The 22,253-nt window shown below is 71.6% G+C and carries 19 protein-coding genes; 9 read left to right on the forward strand and 10 right to left on the reverse strand.

The features are described 5' to 3' along the window. Nucleotide 1: 1 nt before the first annotated feature. From ABEA33_RS09235 to ABEA33_RS09250, 4 genes are read right to left on the reverse strand one after another with little or no spacing between them, the layout of a single operon-like run. Nucleotides 2-1,180: a sulfotransferase family protein gene (locus ABEA33_RS09235; RefSeq protein WP_345526468.1), complete on the reverse strand. Its 1,179-nt coding sequence runs from the start codon at nucleotides 1,178-1,180 to the stop codon at nucleotides 2-4. Next, nucleotides 1,177-2,211 (reverse strand): zinc-binding dehydrogenase, encoded by a 1,035-nt coding sequence (locus ABEA33_RS09240; RefSeq protein ID WP_345526469.1) that lies wholly within the window; start codon nucleotides 2,209-2,211, stop codon nucleotides 1,177-1,179. The genes ABEA33_RS09235 and ABEA33_RS09240 overlap by 4 nt, the downstream gene beginning before the upstream one ends. 46 nt (nucleotides 2,212-2,257) lie before the next feature. After that, nucleotides 2,258-2,893, reverse strand: coding sequence for a TetR family transcriptional regulator (locus ABEA33_RS09245; protein ID WP_345526470.1), 636 nt, complete (start codon nucleotides 2,891-2,893; stop codon nucleotides 2,258-2,260). A gap of 1 nt (nucleotide 2,894) precedes the next feature. After that, nucleotides 2,895-3,707 (reverse strand): purine-nucleoside phosphorylase, encoded by an 813-nt coding sequence (locus tag ABEA33_RS09250; RefSeq protein ID WP_345526471.1) that lies wholly within the window; start codon nucleotides 3,705-3,707, stop codon nucleotides 2,895-2,897. Nucleotides 3,708-3,811: 104 nt separating this feature from the next. On the opposite strand from ABEA33_RS09250, the gene ABEA33_RS09255 reads away from it, so the two are divergent. Together ABEA33_RS09255 and ABEA33_RS09260 are read left to right on the forward strand one after the other, a co-directional pair. Further along, the gene (locus ABEA33_RS09255) at nucleotides 3,812-4,099 is read left to right on the forward strand and encodes a VOC family protein (protein ID WP_345526472.1); all 288 of its coding nucleotides are present in this window, start codon (nucleotides 3,812-3,814) and stop codon (nucleotides 4,097-4,099) included. Between the two features lie 123 nt (nucleotides 4,100-4,222). Then, on the forward strand, nucleotides 4,223-5,176 hold the full coding sequence (locus ABEA33_RS09260; RefSeq protein ID WP_345526473.1) for a type IV toxin-antitoxin system AbiEi family antitoxin domain-containing protein: 954 nt from the start codon (nucleotides 4,223-4,225) through the stop codon (nucleotides 5,174-5,176). A 106-nt stretch (nucleotides 5,177-5,282) separates the two neighbouring features. On the opposite strand, the gene ABEA33_RS09265 is transcribed toward ABEA33_RS09260, so the two are convergent. Then, a complete protein-coding gene (locus ABEA33_RS09265; RefSeq protein WP_345526474.1) occupies nucleotides 5,283-5,735 on the reverse strand; it encodes a gamma-glutamylcyclotransferase in 453 nt (150 codons plus the stop codon). A 114-nt stretch (nucleotides 5,736-5,849) separates the two neighbouring features. On the opposite strand from ABEA33_RS09265, the gene lpdA reads away from it, so the two are divergent. From lpdA to ABEA33_RS09285, 4 genes are all read left to right on the forward strand, one after another. Beyond that, entirely contained in the window at nucleotides 5,850-7,247 is a 1,398-nt protein-coding gene (gene lpdA / locus ABEA33_RS09270) for a dihydrolipoyl dehydrogenase (protein WP_345526475.1), read from the forward strand. 34 nt (nucleotides 7,248-7,281) lie between these two features. Then, complete coding sequence (locus ABEA33_RS09275; protein WP_345526476.1) at nucleotides 7,282-8,673, forward strand: NAD(P)H-quinone dehydrogenase; 1,392 nt, start codon at nucleotides 7,282-7,284, stop codon at nucleotides 8,671-8,673. A 55-nt stretch (nucleotides 8,674-8,728) separates the two neighbouring features. Then, entirely contained in the window at nucleotides 8,729-9,901 is a 1,173-nt protein-coding gene (locus ABEA33_RS09280) for a SpoIID/LytB domain-containing protein (RefSeq protein WP_345526477.1), read from the forward strand. Nucleotides 9,902-10,000: 99 nt separating this feature from the next. Beyond that, a complete protein-coding gene (locus ABEA33_RS09285; RefSeq protein ID WP_345526478.1) occupies nucleotides 10,001-11,212 on the forward strand; it encodes a SpoIID/LytB domain-containing protein in 1,212 nt (403 codons plus the stop codon). On the opposite strand, the gene ABEA33_RS09290 is transcribed toward ABEA33_RS09285, so the two are convergent. Next, entirely contained in the window at nucleotides 11,193-12,380 is a 1,188-nt protein-coding gene (locus tag ABEA33_RS09290; RefSeq protein WP_345526479.1) for a benzoate/H(+) symporter BenE family transporter, read from the reverse strand. The genes ABEA33_RS09285 and ABEA33_RS09290 overlap by 20 nt on opposite strands. 47 nt (nucleotides 12,381-12,427) lie before the next feature. On the opposite strand from ABEA33_RS09290, the gene ABEA33_RS09295 reads away from it, so the two are divergent. The 3 genes from ABEA33_RS09295 to ABEA33_RS09305 all read left to right on the forward strand — a co-directional run bounded on the left by ABEA33_RS09295 (nucleotide 12,428) and on the right by ABEA33_RS09305 (nucleotide 15,329). Continuing rightward, nucleotides 12,428-12,952 carry a helix-turn-helix domain-containing protein gene (locus tag ABEA33_RS09295; RefSeq protein ID WP_345526480.1) on the forward strand — a complete coding sequence of 175 codons (525 nt, stop codon included), beginning with the start codon at nucleotides 12,428-12,430 and terminating at the stop codon, nucleotides 12,950-12,952. A 14-nt stretch (nucleotides 12,953-12,966) separates the two neighbouring features. Next, nucleotides 12,967-14,124: a hypothetical protein gene (locus ABEA33_RS09300; RefSeq protein WP_345526481.1), complete on the forward strand. Its 1,158-nt coding sequence runs from the start codon at nucleotides 12,967-12,969 to the stop codon at nucleotides 14,122-14,124. Nucleotides 14,125-14,222: 98 nt separating this feature from the next. After that, nucleotides 14,223-15,329: a hypothetical protein gene (locus tag ABEA33_RS09305; RefSeq protein WP_345526482.1), complete on the forward strand. Its 1,107-nt coding sequence runs from the start codon at nucleotides 14,223-14,225 to the stop codon at nucleotides 15,327-15,329. Nucleotides 15,330-15,371: 42 nt separating this feature from the next. Here the strand turns inward: ABEA33_RS09305 and ABEA33_RS09310 are convergent, their stop codons facing one another. The 4 genes from ABEA33_RS09310 to ABEA33_RS09325 all read right to left on the reverse strand — a co-directional run bounded on the left by ABEA33_RS09310 (nucleotide 15,372) and on the right by ABEA33_RS09325 (nucleotide 22,237). After that, nucleotides 15,372-18,773, reverse strand: a complete 3,402-nt coding sequence (locus tag ABEA33_RS09310) for a pyruvate carboxylase (protein WP_345526483.1) — start codon at nucleotides 18,771-18,773, stop codon at nucleotides 15,372-15,374. A gap of 263 nt (nucleotides 18,774-19,036) precedes the next feature. Then, entirely contained in the window at nucleotides 19,037-20,509 is a 1,473-nt protein-coding gene (locus tag ABEA33_RS09315; protein WP_345526484.1) for a PH domain-containing protein, read from the reverse strand. After that, complete coding sequence (locus ABEA33_RS09320) at nucleotides 20,506-21,006, reverse strand: PH domain-containing protein (RefSeq protein ID WP_345526485.1); 501 nt, start codon at nucleotides 21,004-21,006, stop codon at nucleotides 20,506-20,508. The genes ABEA33_RS09315 and ABEA33_RS09320 overlap by 4 nt, the downstream gene beginning before the upstream one ends. Before the next feature lie 25 nt (nucleotides 21,007-21,031). After that, nucleotides 21,032-22,237, reverse strand: coding sequence for a hypothetical protein (locus ABEA33_RS09325; RefSeq protein WP_345526486.1), 1,206 nt, complete (start codon nucleotides 22,235-22,237; stop codon nucleotides 21,032-21,034). Nucleotides 22,238-22,253 lie beyond the last annotated feature (16 nt).

The raw sequence follows: 22,253 nt of genomic DNA on the forward strand, positions 1-22,253 counted from the left end.
GTCATGCGTCGATCGGACGGTCCAGGTGCTCAGCCTCGACGTCGTAGCGCTCGATGTAGTCGCGGAACCGGTCGCGTACGGCGGCCTCGGTGAGCCCGAACTCGGTGACGTCGTAGCGGTGTCCGCCGAACTCGCCGCGGGGGTGGGCGGTGCGATGCGCGTCCATCGCGTCGAACGCGCCGTCGCCGGCCTCGAGCCCGAGCGAGCCGTAGATGCCGCGGACGGTGCCGACCGGGTCGCGGGCGAGGTCCGCGTAGCGGACATCGAGGACCTGGTGCTCGGGGCGGCGGGCCCGGAAGTCCTCGATCCGGCGGATCGACTCCTCGAGCGTGTCGCTCCAGTGCTGGGCGATGTAGGGCCGGTGGTCGGCGTCGGAGAACGTGCTCGACATGACGTTGATCAGGCTGCACACCGAGCCGGTCAACGTCGCCGGGTCGCGGTGCATGAGCACCAGGCGGGCGTCGGGGTAGGTGTCGACCAGCGCGTCGAGGGCCAGTGCGTGGTGCGGGCTCTTGAGCGTCCAGCGGCCGCGGACGCCGGCGCTCTGCAGGGTCTGCAGCACGAGGCGGTGGTAGTCGTAGGCGCCGCGGTTGTCGCCGGCCCGCCACCATGCGCCGTACGACGGGACGTTGGCGATCGCCTCCCAGGAGATGCTCTGGAACGCCTGGCCCATGACGGCGATGCACTCAGTCGGGTCCGAGGCGGCCTCGTGGTGGATCGCGCTGATCGCGGGGTTGAGCATCTCGAGCATGTCGACGCCACCCTGGGCGGCGTCGACCCGGGGGCCGGTCTTGCGCTCGCCCGGCAATGGCGGCGGCACGGAGTCCTGCGACTCCCAGCCGAGCAGCGCTCGGTTGGAGGGGTCGACGTCGAGCAGGTTGGACAGGAACGTCGTACCGGCACGGAACATCCCGATCACGACGACCGGCGCCTCGATGCGTTCCCCGGTCACCTCCGGGTGCTGCTTGGCCCAGTCGACGACCTTGAGCCTGTTGACCAGGGCAGCGACCAGGGACGGGGGGAGTGCCACGTTGCCGAGGTCGTTGAGCTGCGCCTCGTGGACCAGGGCGTCGCCGTACCGTTCCAGCCCCTCGCGGTAGCTCGGGTCACCGAAGTCGTCGAGGCCGGTCTGCTCGGTGGCCTGGGCCTGGAGGTCGTCGGGGTTCATGGCCGCGCTCATGTCCGGGCTCCGATCACAGCGACGGTGCGGCCCGACGTACGGCGGGCGGCGTGGTCCTCGAGGGCAGCCGCCACGTCGTCGAGGCCGATCCGGCGCCCGATCACCGGCCGGATGCTGCCCGCCGCGACCAGCTCGAGGAGGGCGGCGTGCACCCGCTGGCCGGTCTCGGGCGGGAACGGATTGATGCCGAAGCGGCGGAAGTCGCGTGGTACCTCGAGGTAGGCGAGCAGGACGCCGAGGACCGACAGGTTCGCCATCGACAGCTTGCGCAGGGGGCGACCGGTGAGGCCGGACTCCGGGTCGTCGTTGAAGCCGACGGCGAGGTAGCGGCCACCGAGCGCGCCGCAGGTCCACATCGTCTCGGTCTGCTCGCCGCCGATCGGGTCGAAGATCACCTCGGCGCCGCGTTCGGCGGTGGCGTCCATGATCGCGTCGAAGACGTCCTCGGAGGTGTGGTCGATCGCGACCTCGGCGCCGAGGTCGCGGCACAGCTGGGCCTTCTCCTCGCCGCCGGCGATCGCGAGCACCCTGGCCCCGGCGGCGACGGCGAGCTGGATCGCCGCCGTACCGACCGCGCTGGCCCCGCCGCGGACGACCACGGTCTCGCCGGGTTGGAGCGCGGCACGCTCGTGGAGCGCGAGGTAGCCGATGTGGAAGGGGAGGGTGAACGCCGCGGCCTCGGCGTCGTCGAGCTCGGGAGGCGCCTCGAAGACGTTGCCGGCGAGGGCGCGCTCGGCGAGACCTCCGAGCGACTGCGGCGCGATCCCGACGACCCTGCGGCCGATCCAGTCCTCGGCGCCGTCCCCGGCCGCCTCGACGACTCCGGCGAGGTCCATGCCGAGGGTGAACGGCGGCTGCGCCATCACGGCAGCGACGCCACCTCGGCAGCGGGCGATGTCGCCGAAGTTGAGCGAGGCGGCCGATACCGATACCAGGACCTGTCCGCGGCCTGGTGCCGGGACCTCGACGTCGTCCTGGATCTCGATGGCTGAGCTCGGCTCGCCGTGGCGGACGACGCGGACTGCCCTCATGTGACCTCCATCACTCGGTGATGTCGGACCGTACTAAGAGGGGGTATTACTCGTCAACGGGTGGGGCGGTCGCCATGCCCGCCGCCATCGTCACCAGGTTGCGCACGAACCGCTCGGTCGGGAGCTGCGCACGGCCTGGCTCGGTCCGCTCGCTGGCACGGGCGCGGTCGGCGACCGAGCGCAGGATGAAGCCGGTGATCAGGGCGAGCCGCTCGTTGTGCAGGGCGTCGTCGAGGGGTGGCATCCGCTGCTCGAGGAGCTCGTAGACGGCGTACCCGCCGGTGGCGGCGAGCTCCGCGGCGACGGCCTCGTCGAGGCGGTCGAACTCCTCGACGAGCTGGCCGACGATCACGAGGTACTGGCGACCCGACGGCCCGGTCTCCGCGAGCTCGACCGCCGGACGCACGATCGCCTCGAGCACCGAGCCGAGGTCGTCGGCGGGCGTCGTACGGGCGGCGGCGAGGAGCTCGCCCTCGCGGGCGGCGAGGAACGGGACGTGCTGGTGGAGCACGGCGACGAGCAGGCTCTCGCGCGAGCCGAAGTGGTAGTGGACCGCGCCGCGGTTGCGCTGGCCGGCCCGTCGGGTGATCTCGACGAGGGACGCGGCGAAGACGCCGTCCTCGGCGAAGACGGATGTCGCGGCCTCGATGAGGCGGTGGCGGGTGTCGTCGGCGGCCGCCATCTCAGATCCGCGGGACGATCCGCACGAGCAGGTCGCCCATGCGCGAGGCGGCCGCCCGGCCGGCCTCGAGGACCTCCGCGTGGTTGAGCGGCTGGTCGCTGATGCCGGCGGCCAGGTTGGTGACCAGGCTGATCCCAAGGACCTCCATGCCGGCCTCGCGGGCGGCGATCGCCTCGAGGGTGGTGCTCATGCCGACCAGGTGGCCGCCGAGCATGCCGGCCATCCGGACCTCGGCGGGAGTCTCGTAGTGCGGCCCGGGGAACTGCACGTAGACGCCCTCGTCGAGGCTCGGGTCGACCTCGCGGCACATCGCCCGCAGCCGCGAGCTGTAGAGGTCGGTGAGGTCGACGAACGTGGCGCCCACGATCGGGCTCTTGCCCGTGAGGTTGACGTGGTCGGAGATGAGGACCGGCGTACCCGGCGTCCACGACTCCTTGAGGCCGCCGCAGCCGTTGGTGAGCACGATGGCGCGGCAGCCCGCGCGGGCCGCCGTACGAACTCCGTGGACGACGGCCTCGACGCCCTTGCCCTCGTAGTAGTGGGTGCGGCTCAGGAAGACCAGGAGCTGCTTGTCACCGGCGCGGACCGAGCGGATCTTGCCGGAGTGGCCGGCGACCGCCGACGCGGAGAATCCCGGCAGGTCGGTGGTGTCGATCTCGGCGGTCGCCTCGCCGAGGGCGTCGACCGCGGGCAGCCATCCGGAGCCGAGCACCAGGGCGACGTCGTGGCGCTCGACGCCGGTCAGCTCCGCGAGCCGCTCCGCGGCGTGGGCGGCAAGCTCGTACGGGGAATTTTGGACGGCAGCGTGACTCACCCGCACGACTCTAGTCGGGCAGGATGGGCCGATGGTCGACCAGTTCGGCATCAGCTGCGCCGACCTCCCTGCGTCGGCGGCGTTCTACGACAAGGGTCCTCGGCGTGCTCGGCTTCAGCCGTGTGCTCGACTTCGAGGTCACCCTCGACTACGGCCCTCCCGGCAAGCCGGACTTCTGGATCGGCATCCAGCCCGAGGGTGAGGGTCCGTCGTCCGGACCCAACCGCGAGGTCCACATCGCGTTCGCCGCATCGCCCGCGGACGCGGTCCGGGCCTTCCGCGACGCTGCCGTGTCGCTGGGTCCGCGACCCCGACGGCAACAACGTCGAGGCTGTGTGTCACACGGTGGCGCCGGAGTAGCCAGGGATACCCGGTTCACCGGGTATCCCTGAGGTTCTGGGGTGGTGCAGAGGCCGAGAACCTGATGATCAGACCGAAGACATCGGCCGACCTTGTTATCCACAGACGCGGAAGTGGTCGGCCTGGGAGCACCGCAAGCGGGGCAAGCCTCGAGCGTGACGAAGCCACGGGCCCGCCCGGCCGACGATCCCCGCAACACTCCGGTCTGGCTCCGCAAGGAGCTCTTGAGCCAGGGGTACGACGACTACGCCATCCGACAACTTCTGCGCGACGGCGTCATCGTCCGGCTCCGGCGTGGAGCGTTCGTGTCCAAGGGTCCTCACGATCAACTCGATGTGGTCGGTCAGCACGGCCTGCTGGCTCGGGCCGTCATCAAGCAGGCGAAGACTGAGGTGGTGCTCTCGCACGTCTCCGGGCTCGGCGAGTACGACGTACCTGTGTGGGGAATCGACCTCACCGACGTCCATGTGACGCGCGTCGACGGGAAGGTCGGGCGACACGAAGCAGGTGTCCATCAGCACTGCGGCCGGATCCAGGAGGGGGACGTCGTCACCCGCAACGGCGTGAGGGTCATGAGCGCTACCCGACTGGCGCTGGAGGTGACGACGGTCGTCGACATCGAGCGCGCATTGTGCGTGGTCAACTTCCTGCTGAACGCGGGTCACACCACACCGGAGCAGCTTCGTGCCAGGTATCGCACCATGGAGTGCTGGCCGAACACGCTCCCTACTGACATCGTCCTTCGCCTGGCCGACCCGCGGATCGAGTCGGTGGCGGAGACCAGGAGCTACCACCTGTTCTGGCGCTGCGGGCTTCCGGCGCCGGAGTTGCAGTACGAGGTGCGCGACGTCGACGGCGAGCTGCTCGGCCGCCTGGACTTCGCCTGGCCAGCGCTAGGCGTGTGGATCGAGTTCGACGGCAACGTGAAGTACGAGAAGCCGCTGAAGCCCGGGCAGTCTGCGTCCGAAGTCGTCGTGGCGGAGAAGCGCCGAGAGGACCGGATTCGGCGGCGTACGGGCTGGCGATGCATCCGGCTCACCTGGGCCGATCTCGAACACCCCGAGCGGACTGGCGCGATGCTCCGAAGAGAGCTCCTTGGCCAGATTTGACGGCGGGGCGGGTCACCTTCTCGGGCTCTTCGGCAGGTTCTGGGTGTTTGCAGTGCCCGAGAACCTGAGGGATACCCGGTGAACCGGGTATCCCCGGGATGGGGCCCTACTCCCCGATCGAGCGGCAAGGCCGCCGGCGGAGGGCGGCGACGTAGTCGGCGGGGGCGTCGGCGGCCTCGGCGGCGTCGGCGAGGACGCCGAGGTACGACGCAGAGGGCAGGCCGCCCTCGTAGGCGTCGAGCACGTAGGTCCAGGCCACGAGGGAGCCGGTCATGGTCGCGACCCGCACGCGCGTCTTGCGGTAGAGACCGGAGTCGGCGGCCTCCCAGCCGTCGAGCTTCGACTCGTCCTCGCGGGAGACGTCGTAGACCGCGACGAACACCTGGTCGATCGGGTCTTCGACCAAGGTCGAGAGCGCGCCGTCCCAGCCGTGCTCCTCGCCGCCGAAGGTGAGCCGCCAGCCCTGGACCCAGCCCGTGGTCGACAACGGGGAGTGGGGACACCGCTCGCTCATCCGGGCGGGATCGAGGTTGGTCCCGTAGGCGGCGTAGAGCGTCATCGGGGTCCCCGCGGCGGTGCGAGCGCAGCGAGCAGCGGCCTGGGGTGAAGCGTCACGCCCGAAGACTAGTAGAGCGATGCGGAGTGGGCTGCCTCACGTCAGTAGGCTGAGCGCGTGAGCACGCACTTCAACGTCCTTGTCCTCGGTGCCGGCCCCGGTGGGTACGTCGCCGCGATCCGCGCCGCCCAGCTCGGCCAGTCCGTGGCCGTGATCGAGGAGAAGTACTGGGGAGGGGTCTGCCTCAACGTCGGTTGCATCCCCTCGAAGGCGCTCCTGCGCAACGCCGAGATCGCGCACATCATCACCAAGGAGAAGGACGTCTTCGGGATCAGTGGCGACGCCACGATGGACTTCGGCGTGACGCACAAGCGCAGCCGCGGCGTCGCGGACTCCAGCGCCAAGGGCGTGCACTTCCTGATGAAGAAGAACAAGATCACCGAGATCGACGGCTGGGGCACGATCAAGGGCGCCAACGAGGTCGAGGTCGACAACGGCGGCACGAAGACGTCGTACACGTTCGACAACCTCATCATCGGCACCGGCGCCAAGGTCCGGATGCTCCCCGGCATGAGCAAGAGCGACAACGTCGTGACGTACGAGGAGCAGATCCTCGACAGCTCCCTCCCGGGCTCCATCATCATCGGCGGGTCGGGTGCGATCGGCGTCGAGTTCGCCTACGTCATGACCAACTTCGGCGTCGACGTGACGATCGTCGAGTTCCTCGACCGGATGGTCCCCACCGAGGACCCCGACGTCTCGAAGGAGCTCCTCAAGCAGTACAAGAAGCTCGGTGTGAAGGTGCTGCTCTCCACCAAGGTCGAGCAGGTCGAGGACACCGGCTCCGGCGTACGCGTCACAGTCAGCCCCGCCGACGGTGGCGACTCGCAGGTCCTCGAGGCCGACAAGATGCTCGCCGCGTTCGGCTTCGCGCCGCGGGTCGAGGGCTACGGCCTGGAGAACGCCGGCATCGAGCTCACCGACCGCGGCGCGATCGCGGTCGACGCGCGCGGCCGCACCAACGTGCCGAACATCTACGCGATCGGTGACGTGACCGGCAAGCTCATGCTCGCCCACACCGCCGAGGCCATGGGCGTCGTCGCCGCCGAGACCATCGCGGGCGCGGAGACCATGGAGATCAACTTCGACATGATCCCGCGGGCGACCTTCTGCCAGCCGCAGATCGCGTCGTTCGGCTACACCGAGGCGCAGGCGACCGAGAAGGGGTACGACGTGAAGACGTCGTCGTTCCCGTTCTCCGCCAACGGCAAGGCCCGTGGCATGGCCGAGGGCGTCGGCTTCGTGAAGATCGTCGCGGACGCCGAGCACAACGAGATCATCGGCGCCCACATGATCGGGCCCGAGGTCACCGAGCTGCTGCCCGCGCTGACCCTCGCGCAGCAGTGGGACCTGACCGCCGACGAGGTCGCCCGCAACGTCTTCGCACACCCGACGCTGTCGGAGGCGATGAAGGAGGCCATCGAGGGCATCGCCGGTCACATGATCAACCTGTGAAGGTTTCGACAGGCTCGACCACCGGAGGCTTGGCATGACCGAACGCGTCGTCATCATCGGCGGCGGCCCGGGCGGCTATGAGGCCGCCCACGTCGCCGCGCAGCTCGGCGCGGACGTGACCATCGTCGACACCGACGGCGTGGGCGGCTCCGCCGTACTCACCGACTGCGTGCCGAGCAAGACCCTGATCGCCACGGCCGAGGTGATGAGCGAGCTGTCCGGGGCGGCCGAGCTCGGCGTCACGTTCCGGGACGCCGAGGGTGACGCGGCCACCTCGATCCGAGTCGACCTGGCCCGCGTCAACGCACGCGTCAAGCAGCTCGCCACCGACCAGTCCTCCGACATCGAGCGCCGCCTCCTGCGAGACGGAGTCGCCCTTCTCCGGGGCCGCGGCCGGCTCGACGGGCCCGGTCGCGTGGTCGTCGAGACCGACGGCGCCGAGCAGACCCTCGAGGCCGACGCCATCCTGCTCGCGACCGGCGCGGCTCCGCGAACGCTGCCGACGGCGCAGCCCGACGGTGAGCGGATCCTCACCTGGGAGCAGGTCTACGACCTCACCGAGGTGCCCACCGAGCTGATCGTGGTCGGCTCCGGTGTCACCGGCGCGGAGTTCGCCAGCGCCTACCTCAACCTCGGCATCTCCGTCACGCTGGTCTCCAGCCGCGACCGGGTGCTGCCCGGCGAGGACGCGGACGCGTCCAAGGTCCTCGAGGACGTGCTGACTCGGCGTGGCATGAACGTCCTCTCCAAGTCCCGCATGGAGTCGGTGGCCCGCGACGGCGACGTGGTCAAGGTGACCCTCACCGACGGCCGCACGGTCCAGGGCTCGCACTGCATCCTCGCGCTCGGCTCCGTGCCCAACACGGACGGCCTCGGCCTCGAGGAGTCCGGCGTGATCACCAAGGACGGCGGCTTCGTCAACGTCGACCGGGTCTCCCGCACCTCCGCCCGGGGTGTGTACGCCGCCGGCGACTGCACCGGCGTCCTGATGCTCGCCAGCGTCGCAGCCATGCAGGGCCGGATCGCGATGTGGCACTTCCTCGGCGACACGGTGCACCCGCTCGACCTCAAGAAGGTCTCCTCCAACGTCTTCACCGCGCCCGAGATCGCGACCGTCGGCTGGTCCCAGCAGGCCGTCGACGCCGGCGAGATGCAGGCCGAGGTCGTGATGCTCCCGCTGTCGGGCAACCCTCGCGCCAAGATGCAGGGCGTCCGCGACGGCTTCGTGAAGCTGATGTGCCGCCCCGGCACCGGCATCGTCGTCGGGGGAGTGGTGGTCGGGCCGCGGGCCAGCGAGCTCATCCACCCGGTCTCGATCGCGGTCGCCGAGTCGCTGACCGCCGACCAGCTGGCGCAGGCGTTCACGGTCTACCCGTCGATGAGCGGGTCGCTGGCCGAGGCCGCGCGACGGTTGCACCACGTCTGACTCCGTCGACGATGGCGGCTACCCTTTCGCACTCGTCCGCTTCTCGGGAGGTTCGATGTTGATCCGGCGTGCCGCCGTACCCCTGCTCGCCCTGCTGCTCACCGCGACCGGAGGTCCTGCCGCGGCGGGGGAGGGCCCCGAACGCCGGGGCCCGGCGACGGTCACCTTCACCGGCACCGGCTGGGGCCACGGCGTGGGCCTGTCGCAGTACGGCGCCCGCAACCGCGCCAACGCCGGCCACACCTACCGCCAGATCGTGCAGGCCTACTACCCCGGCGCGCGGTGGGGGAGGGTCGTCGGCGCGGTCCGGGTCCGGCTCGACGCCGACACCACCAAGGACGTCCAGGTGCTGGCGATGAAGGGCCTCAAGGTCCAGCAGGTCGGCAAGCGTGCGCAGCGCCGGCTTCCGGTGAAGGTCCGGGGCAAGCAGGTGCAGCGCTGGCGGATCGTGCCGGTCGGGGAGCGCTCCAAGGTCCAGCGGAAGGCCAAGGGTGGCTGGCGCACCTGGAAGACCCTCCGCGCGGAGGCCCAGTTCACCGCCGGCGGCCGGCCGATCACGCTGGTCACGCCAGCCGGACGCGCGGCGTACCGCGGCGCCCTGCGCTCGACGCACCGCAACACGGTCAACGTCGTCCCGATGGAGGCCTACCTGCGCGGGCTCGTGCCCAACGAGGTGCCGGCGACGTGGCCCGCTCACGCCGTGCGCGCCCAGGCCGTCGCCGCCCGCACCTACGCTGCCTACGAGCGGCGCGATCACCGCGGCGACTACTACGACACCTGCGACACCGACGCGTGCCAGGTCTACAGCGGGTACGACGGCGAGCACGCGCGCTCGAACGCGGCCGTCCGCGCGACGGCCCGCCGAGTGCTGACGTACGGAGGCGGGCTGGCGTTCACGCAGTTCTCGGCCAGCAACGGCGGCTACAGCGTCGCCGGGCGGGTGCACGGGGAGCCGGTGCCCTACCTCCCGGCCCAGGCGGACCCGTTCGACCACGGCGTTCCCGACGACCCGTGGAGCGAGACGGTCAGCGCCGCCGAGATCACGCGCAGCTGGGACGGTATGGGCGACCTGGTCTCGATCCAGGTGACCGGCCGGGACGGCAACGGACCGTACGGCGGCCGGGCCACCGAGGTCACCGTGACCGGGACCAACTTCACGAGGACGGTCGGCGGGGACACGTTCAGGTCCTGGCTCGGCATGCGCTCGACGCTCTTCCAAATTACATAAGTGTAGTTCCCAGGTTCACATTGCGAGGCCGATGAGACGCGTGGTGCGATTGCTCGTCACACGAGCACCATCCGTTGTCACCGACCCCAGAGGACCCTCATGCGCCGCGCCCTCCTGCCCGCCTGGACGGGGCTGCTGGCCGCCGTCCTCGCGCTGGGCGTGACGGCCCCGGTCGAGGCCGCTCACCTGAAACAGCGCGGTTTGGGAGCGTGGGAAGTCGTCGGCTCCTCCCGGATCACGGTCACCGGGCACGGCTACGGACACGGTCACGGCATGTCCCAGTACGGCGCCGAGGGCGCCGCCCGGCAGGGCGTGACCTACCGGCAGATCGCCGAGTTCTACTACCCCGGCACGGAGTGGGGGACCGGCGGCGGGCGGGTCACCGTGCAGCTCACCGGTGACACCACGCCGGCCGACCTGGTCGTGCGCTCCCGACCCGGCCTGACGTTGCGCGACACCGCTGTGCCCGGCCGCAACGCGCTGCCCGACAACGGCGCCACCAGCTGGCGCGTCGTGACGGGCGCCAACGGCCGCAGCACGGTGTCCTACCTGACCGATCGCTGGCGGACGTGGGCCACGCTCACCGGCAGGGGCGAGTTCGCCGCCGGCGGCGCCCCGATCACGCTGGTGACGCCGTCGGGCGAGCGTGCCTACCGCGGCCGGCTCCGGACCGCGATCACGACCGCCGGCACCCGCGTGACGGTCAACAACCTCGGCCTCGAGGGCTACCTCAGGGGCGTCGTGCCGCTGGAGATCCCCGCGTCGTGGAGTGTCGAGGCGGTCCGGGCGCAGGCCGTCGCCGCCCGCACCTACGCGTCGTACGAGCGAGCCCACCCTCGCTCCTCGGCGTACCAGCTCTGCGACACCTCGTCCTGCCAGGTCTACGGCGGGTACGGCGCTGAGCACCCCGCCGCCAACCGCGCGATCGCCGCCACCCGCAAGCAGATCCTCACCAGCGGTGGGGAGGCGGCGTTCACCCAGTTCGGCTCCAGCAGCGGGGGCTGGACGTCGGCCGGCTCGGTGTCCTACCTGGCGGCGCGCGAAGACCCGTACGACGGCTGGGCGGGCAACCCGGTGCACGAATGGAAGCTGAGGCTGGACGACACGGCCGTCGAGCGCGGGTGGCCCGCGATCGGCGACCTGACTGCGATCGCGGTCACGGCTCGGGACGGCAACGGCGAGTGGGGCGGTCGGGTCCGCTCGATCACGCTGACGGGGTCCAGTGGACATGCCGTCGTCAGCGGCGACACCTTCCGGTCGGTGCTCGGGCTGCGTTCGACCTGGCTGACGTTCAGCGTCGCGCCACGCTGAGCAGCGGCCGCAGCACCAGCCCGGCGAGCAGCGCCCAGAAGGCGGCACCGATGCCGAGGATCGAGACGCCCGACGCGGCGACGACGAAGCAGACCACGGCCGCCTCCCGGCCGTCCTCGTCGGCGAGCGCTCCGGCCAGTGAAGCCGCGAGCGTGCCGAGGAGAGCGAGGCCGGCGGCGGCCTGCATGACGTCGCCGGGGGCGGCCGCGACCAGCGCGGTCAGGGCGCCGCACGCGAGAGCGAGTATCAGGTAGGTCGCGGCCGCCGCGACCACTGCGGTCCAGCGACGGCTGCGGTCCGCGCCGGCCGTCGGGCCTGCGGTCATGGCGGCGGTGATGGCCGCGAGGTTGATCGCGTGCCCACCGAAGGGTGCGCCGATGAGCGTGCCGATGCCGGTGACGGTCATGGTCTCCCGCCACGGGACCTGGTAGCCGTAGCTCGACATCACGGCGACGCCGGGGACGTTCTGCGAGGCCATCGTCACGATGTAGAGCGGGATCGCGATGCTCACGACCGCGGAGACGGTCCAGTGCGGCGTGGTCCAGGTGAGCGTCGGGACCAGGTCGGAGGAGGAGATCGACGAGCCGGCCGACACCAGGACCACGACCAGGGCGACCACCAAGGAGACCGGCACCGCCCACCGGCGGGAGATCCGGTGCATGACCACCCAGGCGAGCACGACCGGTCCGACGTACGCCGGCGAGTCCGCCAGCCCGGTCACCGGCTCGAGGCAGATCGGCAGCAGCACGCCGGCGAGCATCGCCCGTGCCAGCGACGTCGGGATCCGGGCGATCAGGTCGCCGAGGGCCGGGATCAGCCCGGTGAGGACGATCAGCACGCCGGTGACGATGAACGCGCCGACCGCGGCGGCCCAGCCGCCGGTGACCGCGCCGGTCGAGACGAGCAGGGCCGCTCCCGGTGTCGACCAGGCCAGGGTGATCGGGGTGCGGTGCCGGACCGCGAGCCAGAGCATGCCGAGCGCCTGCGAGACGAGGAGGGTCAGCAGACCGGACGCGGACTGGGCGGGGCTCGCGCCCACAGCGGTCAGGCCGGCGAGCACCACCACGAACGAGCTGCTGGAGCCGACGACCGCCGTCACGATCCCGGCGCTGACCGGCGTGCCCTCGTGCGGTGCCGTCGCCTGCTGTGCCGTCTCAGGCTGGGACATGGCAGACTCCGTTCTGTAAACAGAACGAAGGCTAGCCGGAGGTGGCGATGAGCAGCGAACCCGGGGCCGCAGCCGGCGCCCGGATCCGCGCGCTGCGGACCGAGCGCGGTCTCTCCCTGAGTGCGCTCGCGGCAGCAGCCGGGATCGGCAAGGGGTCGCTCTCCGAGCTCGAGAGCGGACGCCGCAACCCCACGCTCGACACGTTGTACGCCGTCGCCGGTCCGCTCGGGGTACCGCTCGCGCTGCTGGTCGACTTCCGCGAAGGATCCGTGGTCGCGGACGAGGGGTTCGAGACAGTCCTGCTCCACACCGAGCGCACCGCGACGACGACCTCCGAGGTCTGGCTGCTCCGAGTCGACGCGGGCGTCACGCGCTCGTCGCCGGCGCACCAGGCCGGCGTCGTCGAGCAGCTGGTCGTGCTCGCCGGCAGCTGCCGGGTGGAGTACGCCGACCAGGTGGTCGACCTGGGTGCCGGTGACCACGCTTCGTGGCCGGCCGACCGGCCGCATCGCTACACGGCCGGCGAACACGCCGACCTGCGCGCTGTCAACGTGATCATGACGCCGACCTGACGTACCCTCGCGCGGTGATCTCGGCACCTTCTCGCCAACGGACCCGTGCGACCGCCCTCGTCGGAGCGATCACCGCTCTGCTGCTGCTCCCGGGCCTGACCTCGGTCGGCGCCTCCGCGGAGCCCGCCCCGCCGATCCGGTTCCGGCCGACGGAGCTGCCTCTGGGCGCGGAGCCGGCGCCCGCCTGGGTCGCCTCCGCCCACGGCGACCAGTTCAACGACGAGCTCCGCCGCGCCGGCGAGGAGCCCATCTCGCTCGCCATGCGCGGCGCTGCGCCGCTGGCCGTGCGTGAGGCCCGCGCGGGCTGGCTGGTCGACTACGTGGTGTGGGGTCGGCCCGTCCTCGCACCGCACCGGCTGGTCCTGGTCCGTCGCGACGGGACGAAGCGGGTCGTGGCGCAGCGGACCGACCCGGTGCAGGTGGTGTCGGGGGACGGCACCAGCTACGTCACCAAGCGTGAGGTGCTCGACCGCAGGCAACGAGTGACTGCCACCGTGCTCAGCACGGTCAGGATCGACGACGGTCGCGTCTCCGACCAGCTGAGGCTCACCGGTCCGGACACGATCCGGGTCCGGTTCATGAGTGGCTTCGTGCTGGTGGACCGGGTGGCCCCGGCCACCCGAGGTGGCGACCGGCGCGTGACGACGATCGAGTGGCGCCCCGCGAGCGGCAAGGTCACGACCCGGTGGCGTCGTACGGCGCACCGCACCGACCTCCCCGGCATCGGGCGGGTCGGCAGCCGAGAGATCGTCGTCCCCGACCGGCGCAAGGGGCAGGGCCAGACCGTCGCCGACCTGGCATCCCACCGCAGCCTGTGGCGCCTTCGCGTCGGGGAGCGCGCGATGAGGTTCGGGCGCGGCAAGCTGTTGACCCTCACGGACAAGGCCGGCCCGAACGACGTCCGCACCCTGCGCGTCCGCACAGCGCGCACCGGTCGGCTCCTGGCGACCTACCGCGGCACGATCTTCGACTCCTACGTCCGATGGGAGTCGTCGAGGAAGTTCGTCGTCATGGCGGCCGACGGCCTGGAGCCGTACGACGGTCCCGGTGGCGGCTCCACCTGGGCCAATCCGAGCCTGGTCCGCTGCTCGGTCGGTGCTGGCGGGTGCGAGCGGGTGGACGCCGAGTTCGACTACACGTCGATCTCGGTCGCGCCGGGTACGACGTACTGACCGTCGGCCACCGGGGGACCGCGATGTAACGCGGGAGGACGCTTCGTCGCTGTCGTTCATAACGGTGCCGTCGAGGGCGCCGGCGGAGGAGTGGGACCATGAAGCTCAGCAAGGTGATCGGCACCGCGGTCGCGACCGTTGCACTCGTCGCCGGACTGGCGACCGCCCCGGTGGCCGCGGCCACGCCGCCTGACGCCCGGATCAAGCCGTCCGACCTGCCGGTCGGGGCGAAGCCGGCCGCCGCGTGGCTCGACGACGGGCAGCTGCACAAGCCCGACGGCACCTCCGTCGAGGTGAACGGCTCCGAGGAGGTCGCAGGCAACGCCTATCGGGCACGGGGCGGGTGGGTGCTCTCCTTCAGCTGGAAGCGCTTCTGGACGGGGTTCGTGCAGCCCGACGGGACGAAGCGCCGGGACGCTCGCGGCCAGGTGGAGCTGGTCTCGGAGGATGGTCGCTCCTACATCAGCGACGACACGCACTACGACCGGCGCCTCGACCACTGCGTCACCATCCTGCGCCAGATCCGGGTGCGCGACGGTGTCGTGCTGGCGCAGCGTCGCTTCCCGTGCCCTGTCTACGGTGAGACCTCCGCCCTGCAGATGTCGTCCGGACGCGTGCTCTTGGAGCGCGACGAGCGCTTGGGACGGGACGGGGGCGGGGACCAGCGCTACACGACGATGTGGTGGACGCCCAGGACCGGCAAGGTCGCCGTCATCTGGCGCCGCACTGCGCGGCCGGACGCCGTGCTGACTCGGCCGGCCGCCAGCCTGGCCGCCGGCGCGGTCTCGGTGCGGGAGGGGCGCTCCGGTCAGGCGATCCGAGACCTGCGCTCTCGCCGCTCCTTGTGGCGCCTTCCTACCGGTGAGCACGCCGTCGAGTTCTCTCCCCGGGGTGACGTGCTGCTGACCGTGACCGAGACCGAGACGATCGGCGAGGACGATGTCCGTGCTCTCCGGATCCGCAAGGCCCGCACCGGGCGGTTGCTCTCGACCTTCCGCATCACGCTGGACCTCCCGTTCATCAAGACCTGGGAGTCCCCGAGCGTCTTCGTCGTGCGGACCGCCGATCGGATCGAGCGTGGCGCGGGACATGCCTGGGTGGGCACGGCGCTGGTCCGGTGCTCGACGCGGACGTACGAGTGCGGTCGCGTGGACGTGGCGGGAGACGTGGAGCTGGCTGTCTCGGTCAACCGCGCGCGCAACTGATCGCGGTCATCGCCACGACCAGCGCACTGGAGAACGACCGGTCTACGCCAGCACCAGCACCAGGTCGCCGCCGTCGACGGCTTGGGTGCCGGAGAGCGCGATCCGTTCGACGGTGCCGGAGATCGCTGCGGTGATGGAGGCTTCCATCTTCATCGCCTCGATGGTCGCGACCGTGTCGCCGGCCTCGACGCGGGCGCCCTTGTCGACGACGACGGTGACGACGCCCTGGAACGGTGCGGCGACGTGGCCGGGTTGGCCGGTGTCGGCCTTCTCGGCGGCGGCGACCTCGGAGGCGACGTTGCGGTCGCGGACGTTGACCGGGCGCAGCTGGCCGTTGATGGTGGCCAGCACGGTCCGGAAGCCGCGCTCGTCGGGCTCGCTGATGGCCTGGAGGCCGACGATGAGGGTCTTGCCTTCCTGGAGCTCGACGGCGTGCTCCACGCCGGTGCGCAGCCCGTAGAGGTAGTCGAGGGTGTTGAGCACCGAGACGTCGCCGTACCTGGCGCGCGACTCGGTGAACTCCTTCGTGGGGCCGGGGAAGAGCAGCTCGTTGAGGGTACGGCGGCGGGTGGGGCTGCTCCCTCGATTTCCGGGGCTGGCCAGGCCTTCTTGCTGCTCGGGGGTGAGGGTCTCCATCGGTGGCTTGTGGGTGCGGCCCTCGAGCGCCTTGGTGCGGAACGGCTCGGGCCAGCCTCCGGGCGGGTCGCCGAGCTCGCCGTTGAGGAAGCCGATGACGGAGTCGGGGATGTCGAACTTGCCGGGGTTCTGGGCGAACTCGGCCGGGTCGGCGCCGGCGCCGACGAGGGCGAGGGCGAGGTCGCCGATGACCTTCGAGGAGGGGGTCACCTTGGGGATCCGGCCGAGGATGTCGTTGGCCGCGGCGTACATGTCCTCGATCTGCTCGAACTTCTCGCCGAGGCCGAGTGCGATCGCCTGCTGGCGCAGGTTGGAGAGCTGGCCGCCGGGGATCTCGTGGCGGTAGACGCGTCCGGTGGGGGCCGGCAGGCCGGACTCGAACGGTGCGTAGACCCGGCGGGTGGCCTCCCAGTACGGCTCGAGCGCGTTGATCGCGGCGAGTGAGAGTCCGGTCTCGCGGGGGCCGTGGTCGGTGGCCGAGACCAGCGATGAGATGGGCGGCTGTGAGGTGGTGCCGGCCATGGAGGCGGTGGCGGCGTCGACGGCGTCGACGCCGGCGTCGATCGCGGCCAGCAGGGTCGCGAGCTGGCCGCCGGGGGTGTCGTGGGTGTGCAGGTGCACCGGCAGGTCGAAGCGCTCGCGCAGCGCGGTGACCAGGGTGTGCGCGGCGGGCACCCGGAGCAGTCCGGCCATGTCCTTGATGGCCAGCACGTGGGCGCCGGCACTGACGATCTTGTCGGCCAGGTGCAGGTAGTAGTCGAGGGTGTAGAGGTCCTCGTCGGGGTTGGACAGGTCGCCGGTGTAGCACAGGGCGACCTCGGCGACGGCGGTGCCGGTCGCGCGGACGGCCTCGATCGCGGGGCGCATCTGCTCGACGTCGTTGAGGGCGTCGAAGACCCGGAAGACGTCGATGCCGGTGGCTGCGGCCTCTTCGACGAAGGCGTTGGTCACGTCGGTGGGGTAGGGCGTGTAGCCGACCGTGTTGCGGCCGCGGAGCAGCATCTGGAGGCAGATGTTGGGGACCGCCTGGCGCAGTGAGGCCAGTCGCTCCCAGGGGTCCTCGGAGAGGAAGCGCAGCGCCACGTCGTACGTCGCGCCGCCCCAGGCCTCGAGCGACCACAGCTCGGGCGTCGTCCGGGCGACGTGGCCGGCGACGGTGAGCAGGTCACGGGTGCGGACCCGGGTGGCGAGCAGCGACTGGTGGGCGTCGCGGAAGGTCGTGTCGGTGACGGCGACGTTGGTCTGCGCGCGCAGCCGGCGGGCGAACTCCTGCGGGCCGACCTCGAGCAGGAGCTGGCGGCTGCCGTCGGGGGCCGGGACATCGAGGTTGACCGACGGCAGCTTGGACGCCGGGTCGAGGGTGACGGGCGCGGGGCCGTGCGGCTGGTTGACGGTGACGTCGGCGAGGTAGCCGAGCAGCTTGCTGCCGCGGTCGCCGGAGCTGCGGGCCTGCAGCAGCTGCGGGTGGGTCTCGATGAACGAGGTGGTGACGTGGCCGCCGGCGAAGTCGGGGTCGGTCAGCACCGCCTGGAGGAACGGGATGTTGGTGGACACGCCGCGGATGCGGAACTCGGCGACCGCACGCCGGGCCTTCTCGACGGCCTTGTCGAAGGTGCGGCCGCGACAGGTGAGCTTGGCGAGCATCGAGTCGAAGTGCGCGGAGACCTCGGCGCCGGTGTAGACGGTGCCGCCGTCGACGCGGATGCCCGGGCCGCCAGGGGAGCGGTAGGTCGTGATGACGCCGGTGTCGGGGCGGAAGTTGTTGGCCGGGTCCTCGGTGGTGATCCGGCACTGCAGCGCCGCGCCGCGCAGCCGGACGGTGTCCTGCGAGAGACCGAGGTCCTCGAGGGTCTCGCCTGAGGCGATCCGCATCTGGGACTGCACGAGATCGACGTCGGTGACCTCTTCGGTCACCGTGTGCTCGACCTGGATGCGGGGGTTCATCTCGATGAAGACGTAGTTGCCGGCCGGGTCGAGCAGGAACTCGACGGTGCCCGCGTTGCGGTAGCCGATCTCCTGGGCGAAGCGCACCGCGTCGGCGCACATCCTCATCCGCAGCTCGGGGTCCAGATTGGGCGCCGGGGCGATCTCGACGACCTTCTGGTGGCGGCGCTGCACCGAGCAGTCACGCTCGAAGAGGTGGATCACGTTGCCCACGCCGTCCGCGAGGATCTGCACCTCGATGTGGCGCGGCTCGACGACCGCCTGCTCGATGAACACGGTCGGGTCGCCGAAGGCGGCCTCGCCCTCACGCATGCAGGTCTCCACGGCCTCACGCAACAGCTTCGGGTCGTCCACGCGCCGCATGCCACGCCCGCCACCACCGGCGACGGCCTTCACGAAGAGCGGGTACGGCAACGCGGAGGCCGCCTCGACGAGCGCATCGACGTCGGTGGACGGCTCGACGCTGGCCAGGGTGGGTACGCCGGCAGCCTTCGCCGCCGCGATCGCACGCGCCTTGTTGCCGGTCAGCTCCAGCACGTTCGACGTCGGGCCGATGAACGTGATGCCGGCATCCGCGCACGCCTCGGCGAGCGCGGGGTTCTCGGACAGGAACCCGTAGCCCGGGTAGACCGCGTCCGCACCGGCCTTCAGAGCGACCGCGACGATCGCCTCGGGGTCGAGGTAGGCCCGCACGGGGTGACCCCGCTCGCCGATCTCATACGCCTCGTCCGCCTTCAACCGGTGCTCGGACCAACGGTCCTCATACGGAAACACCGCGACCGTCTTCGCATCCAGCTCGTACGCCGCACGGAAGGCCCGGATCGCGATCTCGCCACGGTTGGCCACGAGTACCTTGGAGAACATGCGGGACACGCTATAAGTCCCGCTGCACGAGCGCTGTGGGGCCCGTCTCTCGCGAGACGCGGCCATCCCCGCCCGGTGGTCGAGCAGTGAAGGCGCTCTGGCGCCTGAGCGTCGTCGAGACCTCCGCAGCCGAGGGGCGTTCGTGGGTTGCGGGGGTCTCGCTGGCGCTCGCCGCTCGACCACCGGTGTGGGGTGTCGGCGCTCGCTGCTCGACCACCGGCGTGGGTGGGGGGCTCGGCCCTAGTGGTGAAGGAGGCTCGGCCCTAGTGGTGAAGGAACTGCGACACCAGGTCCGGCATCGCCCGGTGCGCCAGGTCGAGAGCGGCACCGTCCGGTACGTCGAGCACGGTCACCGACTGCCGTCCGCCCGCGGTCGTCGCGACCAGCGTCGTGAGGCCGGCACGGCGCTGGAACCAGCTCGAGCGCAGGTTCCAGCCGATCACGCCGTGCACCGCCAGGGCGTCGCGGCGCCGGTCCAGGCTGCCGGAGCGGGCGACGACGTGACCCGAGACCAGGGTGTGGCCGAGGGCGGCCGCGCGGTCGCGGGCCAGCAGAGCGGCGGCGGGGAGCGCGAGCACGACGGCCAGTGACCAGAGACCGATCTCGTCGAGGCCGACCAGCAGCACGACAGTGGCCACCACGACGGCCGTTGGTGCCAGGGCGCGGGTGTAGCGGCGCTTCCGCGCCTGTGGCCCGTGCCCGGCCAGCGGGGCGTCGAGGGGCGCCGAGGTGCCGAGCACCTCGCTGGCCACCCGCTCGACCACCGCACGGGGCGCTGGTGGCGCGAGCAGCGAGCTGCCGGAGCCGTCCCCGCCCAGCCCGGTCACGATCGCGGAGATCCGACCGCCGCCGGCCAGGCGCAGTCCGAGTGGCGCGGCGACGGTCACGCCGCTGACGCGGTCGTCGTCGAGCGTGGTCTCCCGGGTGGTCAGCAGGCCGCGCCGCAGGTGCCACGCTCCCCGCCGCTCAGGACCGGTGTGGGTCAGCGTGAAGCCCCAGTTGGTGACGACGTAGCCGCCGATGGCGAGCGCCGAGACGGCGACCAGGAGCAGCACGATCCCGATCGGGATCGCGAGCGCAGCCGACCACCCGGCCGTGCTGTCCACGAGCTCGTCGGGGTTGAACCGGTCGAACCCGCCGAACGTGTTGACGCCCTGCGCCGCGACGCCGAGCGCACCACCGGCGAGCACCAACCCGGTGGTCGTCAGCGGCGCGAACCGCACCCAGGCGGGGTCGAACCGGAGCACCACGCGGTCGGGCTCGCCGGCCTCGGTGCCCTGCGCCGCGGCCGGCACGCCGAGTCGCAGCAGCTCGGTCCGCAGCTCCCGGGCTCGTACGGCGGGCAGCCCGTCGAGGTCGAGGTGGTCCTCGTCGTCCTTGGACGCGGTGCCCGTGCCGATGCGCACCGTCGTGAGGCCGAGCGCGCGGTGGGTGAGAGACGCGGAGATGTCGACGGTGCGGACCCGGTCGAGCGCCGTGGACAGCTGGTGCCGGTTCAGCAGCCCGCGGCGCAGCTCGACGCGGGTCTCGGTGATCCGGAAGTACGTCGTGAAGTAGCGCAGCACGCCCAGGAGCATCGGGATCGCGATGCCGGCGCCGTGCCACCAGTCGGTCCGGCCCGACGCGCTGCCGGCGATGAAGAGGCCGATCAGGACCGGCAGGAAGCGGACCAGCTCGCGGACCGGATAGACGAGCAACATCCGCGGGTCCACCCGCTGCCACTCGACGTCGATCACGTCGCGTCGCCCGGCACGGTGTCGGCCTGGACGGCGAGCTGCTCGACCAGCGCCAGCGCCCGGTCGCGCTCGAGGCCGACGATCTCCAGTGCGCCGGCAGCCGACGCAGTCGTGACCGTGACGGTCGCCAGCCCGAAGAGTCGCGCGAGCGCGCCCTCGGCGTGGTCGACGGTCTGGATGCGCGACATCGGGGCGATCCGTCGCTCGCGCACCCACCAGCCGGTCTGCGTGTAGACGGCGGTGTCGGTGACCTCCCACCGATGCACGCGGTAGCGCCAGACCGGCATCACGACGGCGTACGCCGCCGCGAGCACGCCGACCAGGACGACCATCCAGGCCGGGATCGGGACCCAGTCGGTGACGGGCCCGATGACGGCGAGCGCCGCGACCAGGATCGCGCCCTCGATCCCGGCGGAGGTCGCCCACAGCCACCGGGCACGTGGACTGACCCGCTCGCTGGGCTCGCGCAGGCGCAGCGGAGGCGCGGGATCCGTCACGAACCCGAGGGTACGGCCAGCACCGTCACCCGAGGCGGTGGATCCGCTCGACCAGATCGGTCTGCAGGGCGCCGTACCCGGACGACGACCAGGGCTCCGCGTCGGCGTCGAAGTAGTGCACCGGCTCGCCGTCACGCATGACGTCGAGGATGTCCGGGGCTCGTCCGGCGGCCAGGTCCTTTCGACAGGCCTTGCACAGCGGTACGTCGAGGCGGCGGGCGCCGTGGTCCACGCTCCGGCGTGCGGTGGCCGTGCCGTGCAGGGGGTTGAGGTAGCACGGCGTGCTCGGGGTGAAGGCCCGGCCGGCGAGAGCGGCGTCGAGCGCGGCCGCGCCGCGCTCGACGAGCACGACCGCGCCGACGGCGTCCAGCAGGTCACCGCTGCTCCCGACGCGGCGCGCGGCGTCGTAGTGGTCGAGCGCGGACTGCCAGGCCGTGGTGTCGGCACCGGTCCCGATCTCGGCGGCCTCGATGCGCTCGCCGAGGGCGAGGGTCTCGCGGTCGGCGCGGGCCGCGATCCGGTCGGTGTCGGCCTCGCGGACGCGGTCGAGCACCGAGGCCGGCAGGGCATAGTGCCGTCGCGCAGGCGGGGTTACGGCCTGCCGCAGCCCACCAGCCCCACGCCGCGCCCGGACCAGCGCCACGACCAGGACGACCAGCACCAGGAGGACGATCCCGCTCACGATCCAGTCGGCGTCCGAGTCGCCGCCGGCGGGGTCCGAGCCGGTCGTGCTGATCGGTGGCCGTCCTTCTTCCGCGCGGCGGGCGTCGCGGGCCTGATTGGCCTCCGTGACCTTGTCGGTGACGTTGCCGTCGGCGATCGCCGTGGTCAGCTCGACGAGGCCGGCGCCGAGGTCGGTGGGGTGCAGCTCTTCGGCGATGCCGAGGGCGTCGTAGGGCAGGTCGAGGCCGGCGTCGTACGACGACGCCCACTGCTCCGCGGTGAGGTTGTAGTCGCCGTCGTCGAAGGTGTACGCCGGCGCGACGTACCAGCCGTCCCCTCCGACCTTGTCGTGGACCCGGGTCAGCAGGTCCTCGGCGCTGCCGGCGAACATGTCGTCGTCGCGCAGCGGCACCGCGATCACGGTGACCGGGGTGTCGATCCGGGCGACCGCGGCCTCGATCGCCGCCTCCTCGGCGGCGTCGACGTGCTGGCGGAATGCGGGTGCGACGTACACGCCGTCCTGCTGCACCTCGCGGACGATCTCATCCAGGATGCTGTCGTCGGCCACGGGTGCATCTTCTCCG

This window comes from Nocardioides endophyticus (genome assembly GCF_039543845.1).
Lineage (GTDB): Bacteria > Actinomycetota > Actinomycetes > Propionibacteriales > Nocardioidaceae > Nocardioides > Nocardioides endophyticus.